The following is a 4,488-nucleotide window of genomic DNA, read 5'->3' on the forward strand; positions in this document are numbered from 1 at the left end:
GCCATACAGCCTATGTGGTACAACGGTTTTCTTGACCTGTCAGCCTGGCAACTGGTGGCAGTCACGCTGTTGATGACCCACGTGACCATTGTTGGGGTCACCGTCTATCTGCACCGTTATTCAGCCCATCGCTCCCTGGAGCTCAATGCCGGCCTGAAACATTTCTTCCGCTTCTGGCTGTGGCTGACCACGGCGCAGAACACCCGCGAGTGGACCGCCATCCACCGCAAACACCACGCCAAATGCGAAACCGTCGACGATCCGCACAGCCCGGTCATCAAGGGCCTGTCGACGGTGTTGCGCAAAGGTGCCGAGCTGTACCGCGCCGAAGCCGAAAACCCCGAGACCCTGCGCATCTATGGCAAGAACTGCCCGGACGACTGGATCGAACGCAAGATCTACACGCCCTACCCACTGCTGGGCGTGGCGATCATGGGCGTGATCGACCTGCTGTTGTTCGGTACCATCGGCATCACCATCTGGGCGATCCAGATGATGTGGATTCCATTCTGGGCTGCCGGCGTCATCAACGGCCTGGGGCATGCCGTGGGTTATCGCAACTTCGAATGCCGTGACGCAGCCACCAACCTGGTGCCGTGGGGCATCATCGTCGGCGGCGAAGAGCTGCACAACAACCACCATACCTACCCCAACTCGGCCAAGCTGTCGGTGAAGAAGTGGGAGTTCGACCTGGGTTGGGCGTGGATCAAGGTGTTCAGCTTCCTGCGCCTGGCCAAGGTGCAGCGCGTTGCGCCTATCGCGCATCGCGTCGAGGGCAAGGGCCACCTGGACATGGACACCGCCATGGCGATCCTCAACAACCGCTTCCAGATCATGGCCCAGTACCGCAAGTTGGTGATCGGCCCGCTGGTCAAGCAGGAGCTGGAGAAGGTCGATCACTCGGTGCGCCACCAGTTCCACCGCGCCAAGCGCTTGCTGTCGCGGGAAACCAGCTTGCTGGATGACCGTCACCACTTGCGCATCAAGAACATGTTGGAACACAGCCACGCCCTGACCGTGATCTACGAGAAGCGCCTGGCACTGCAGCAGATCTGGCTGAAGACCAGCTCCAATGGTCACGACATGCTGGCCGCGATCAAGGAATGGGTGCACGAGGCCGAGGCCAGCGGTATCCAGTCCCTGCGTGATTTTGCTCACCAACTGAAGACCTATTCGCTGCGCCCAGCCGCAGCCTGATGGACCTGTGGGAGGGCCAGCCCTCCCACACCCCTTCTTTTTTGGCGCCATTTTCCGGGCACCGCCAATCCGTCCCGTTGACGGAACTTCACCGCAATTCGCCTCTCTCAATGAACACTTCGCCATCATGGTGGCCCTTGTAGTGACCGCTGCCCCACCCTTGCAGCGCGCCCAGAGAGAGTTGTGCCGATGGTTCACGAAAAGCCCTTCCCACCTGACCTGCCGACGGCCGAACTCCCCCGCCCGGCTGCAGCGGCAACCCTGCTGGCGCTGATGCATGCCCAGGGAGAAGTCGAGCGGCTGAGTGAGCGCGAGCAGTTGCTCAGTTCGCTGCTGGTCAGCGTGAATGCAGTGCTGTGGGCCATCGATTGGGAAACCCGCCGCGTGCTGTACGTAAGCCCGGCCTACGAGCGGATATTTGGCCGTTCGGCCGGGCTGCTGCTGGCTGACCACCGTGAATGGCGCAACAGCGTCCACCCCGAAGACCTCGACTACGCCGAACACAGCCTGGCCCGCGTGCTGGAACAAGGCGCCGTGGAGGACCGCGAGTACCGCATCATCACCGCCGACGGACAGATCCGCTGGCTCAGCGACAAGTGCTACATCAGCCAACAAGTCGAGCCCGGCGAGCCGGTCATCGTGGTCGGCATCGCCGAGGACATCACCGAAAAGAAGCAGCTGGAACTGGAGCTGCATCGCCTGGCTACCACCGACGTGCTGACCCAGAGCAGCAACCGCCGGCATTTCTTCGAATGCGCCAACCAGGCGTTCGACAGCGCCTGCACCCAAGGCACACCACTGGCCTTCCTGTTGCTGGACATCGATGACTTCAAGGACATCAACGACTCCTACGGCCATCTGGAGGGCGATCAGGTGTTACGACGTATCGCCGAGAGCGGTCGAGGGGTATTGCGTCGTGGCGACCTGTTCGGGCGCATTGGCGGCGAAGAATTCGCCGCAGCGCTGCCCGGTTGTGCGCCGGAGATGGCAATACAAGTGGCAGAGCGGCTGGGCAAGGAGATCCAGGCGTTGAGTTTCAGCTATGAGGGCCGGGAATTCACCGTGACCGTCAGCCAGGGCCTGGCCAGCCTGCGCGAAGACGACTCGACCCTGGACAGCTTGTTCGCCCGGGCCGATGCCGCTATGTACGACGCCAAGCGCCAGGGCAAGAATCGCGTGGTCGTGGGCTAGGGGAAAATGTGAGAGGGGGCTTGCTCCCGATAGAGGTGTATCAGGTCAGAAAATCTTGGCCGACACACCGCTATCGGGGGCAAGCCCCCTCCCACATTTGGATCTCATTGCCTGCTAGGTTTTGCGTACTCGCAGCAATTCCGATAACCCAACCTTGAGCAAACGGGCCGTCTTGCTGCGGGCCAGTTCCTCCAACCCTTCATGCTCGGTCAACCGAGCCATCTGCGCCGCCAGGTTCATCACCAGCGCATCCCGTGAATACACGCCGCCTTCCAGTGAATAGATCGCCGCGATCAACTGGCGCAGCTCCAACGGCAAGCGCCAACGCGCACGCAGCGCCGAACCATAGGCTGCACCGAATTCGTGGAGGGACTCACCAATCGCTTCTTCATCCAGTTCACCACCACCCTGGCGCCAGTCTTCCAGGCAACGTAACAACGCCAGGTCACCCAACCGGTGCAGGATACCCGCGCTGTAGCAGCGCTCCTGGTCCAGCTCCAGCAGGCGTGCCAAGCGACGGGCGTAGTCGGCGGTGTCCTGGGACAACTGCCAATAGCGCTCCGCGTAGGCCACCAGCGCAGGATCACCCAGCACCACGTTGTGCTTGAGGGCCAGACCCAGGATCAGGTTCATGCTCTGCCCGGCGGCCAGCTTGTGCAGCGCGGTCGGCAGGGTCTGCACCGGCGTACCGTGATGGCCGGCGCTGTTGGCGGCGGCGATCAGCACGGCAGTGATTTGCGGGTCCATGCGCACCTGTTCTTCCAGGTGCTTGAGGTCCAGACCTTCAGGCGCGAGGCTGTGTTGCACGGCGGCCTTCACGTCAACCCACAGCGGTGCGCCATCCGACGCTTCGCGACGACGCTCCAGAAACACCGGCAGCGTCATGCCGGGCGCCAACGGTGGAATCTCGCAATACACCGTTTCGCCTTCATTGAGCAGCAGGTCCTGCAGGCGCTGGGTGAGGCCTTCCATGTTCAGGGGTTTGGTCAGGTACGCTGTGGGCGCCAGGGGCAAGGCTTCCCGCACGCTGGCGCTGTCATTGCGAGTGCTCAGCAGAATGAACGGCAGCGAACGATGTCTTTGACGCACGCTGCGCAGCAGGCTCAGGCCATCGATGCCCGAAAGCTCCCAATCCGCCAGGATCAGGTCGTAGGTTTTGTCGCGCAACAGCGTGGCCGCTTGCTGTCCATCGGCACACACATCCAGCCGTGCGTCACAGCGCACGTTCAACAACACTTGCTTGAGCAGATCCCGCGACCAAGGGTCCGCCTCGGCAATCAACACACGGGGTACAGCGGGCAAATCAACAGCAGTCATGCAGCACGCTCCATCGGCAGTGCTTGCACCTTAGTCAATCGAGCCGCCCGCGTACAATGAACCGGGCCTGAATATGGGGAAACCGGCATAAAAAAACCCGCCGAAGCGGGTTTTTTCCGTCAAACAGTTCAGCGTCCGCTTACAGCTCGGAGAAGCACTCTTCGATGATTGCCAAGCCTTTGTCCAATTGCTCGTCCGGCGAGGTCAGTGGCACCAGTACGCGCAACACGTTGCCGTAGGTGCCGCAGGACAGCAGGATCAGGCCCTTGTCACGCGCCTTGGCCACCACGGCAGCCACGGCGGCGGCGTTCGGTTTGTGGCTGTCGCCGTCTTCGAACAGCTCGAGCGCGATCATCGCGCCCAAGGCACGCACTTCGCCGATCACCGGGTACTTGGCCTGGATCGCTTTCAGACCGGTTACCAGGCGCTCGCCGACAGCCTTGCAGCGGTCCAGCAGGTGCTCTTCTTCGAACACTTCCATCACGGCCAGGGCCGCGGCGCAAGCGATCGGGCTACCCGCGTAGGTTCCGCCCAGGCCGCCTGGTGCGATGGCGTCCATGTATTCGGCCTTGCCGCACACGCCCGCCAGCGGGAAACCACCCGCGATGGACTTGGCGAAAGTGGTCAGGTCGGCGGCAACGCCCATCTGCTCCATCGCGAAGAACGTACCCGTACGGCCAGCACCGGTTTGCACTTCGTCGGCGATCAGCAGGATGCCGTGCTTGTCGCACAGTTCACGCAGGCGCTTCATGAAGGCTTTCGGCGCGACGTAGAAACCACCTT

The 4,488-nt window shown here is 62.1% G+C and carries 4 protein-coding genes; 2 read left to right on the forward strand and 2 right to left on the reverse strand.

Going from position 1 to position 4,488, the window contains the following annotated elements; translation table 11 throughout:
- Positions 1 to 12 precede the first annotated feature (12 nt).
- Both desA and ACRESD_RS02775 read left to right on the forward strand, forming a co-directional pair.
- On the forward strand, positions 13 to 1,197 hold the full coding sequence (gene desA / locus ACRESD_RS02770; protein WP_431749526.1) for a delta-9 fatty acid desaturase DesA: 1,185 nt from the start codon (positions 13 to 15) through the stop codon (positions 1,195 to 1,197).
- Positions 1,198 to 1,386: 189 nt separating this feature from the next.
- Positions 1,387 to 2,388: a sensor domain-containing diguanylate cyclase gene (locus ACRESD_RS02775; RefSeq protein ID WP_431749523.1), complete on the forward strand. Its 1,002-nt coding sequence runs from the start codon at positions 1,387 to 1,389 to the stop codon at positions 2,386 to 2,388.
- Between the two features lie 114 nt (positions 2,389 to 2,502).
- Here the strand turns inward: ACRESD_RS02775 and ACRESD_RS02780 are convergent, their stop codons facing one another.
- Together ACRESD_RS02780 and ACRESD_RS02785 are read right to left on the reverse strand one after the other, a co-directional pair.
- A complete protein-coding gene (locus ACRESD_RS02780) occupies positions 2,503 to 3,705 on the reverse strand; it encodes an HDOD domain-containing protein (RefSeq protein ID WP_431749524.1) in 1,203 nt (400 codons plus the stop codon).
- Positions 3,706 to 3,844: 139 nt separating this feature from the next.
- A partial coding sequence (locus ACRESD_RS02785) for an aminotransferase class III-fold pyridoxal phosphate-dependent enzyme (protein WP_431749525.1) occupies positions 3,845 to 4,488 on the reverse strand: 644 nt, incomplete at its 5' end.

It is taken from the genome of Pseudomonas sp., from assembly GCF_050739995.1.
Taxonomy (GTDB): domain Bacteria; phylum Pseudomonadota; class Gammaproteobacteria; order Pseudomonadales; family Pseudomonadaceae; genus Aquipseudomonas.

Coding starts and splice junctions, on each gene's coding strand:
- desA (WP_431749526.1), top strand. CDS start 13: ATGTGGTACAACGGTTTTCTTGACCTGTCAGCCTGGCAACTGGTGGCA.
- ACRESD_RS02780 (WP_431749524.1), bottom strand. CDS start 3,705: ATGACTGCTGTTGATTTGCCCGCTGTACCCCGTGTGTTGATTGCCGAG.
- ACRESD_RS02775 (WP_431749523.1), top strand. CDS start 1,387: ATGGTTCACGAAAAGCCCTTCCCACCTGACCTGCCGACGGCCGAACTC.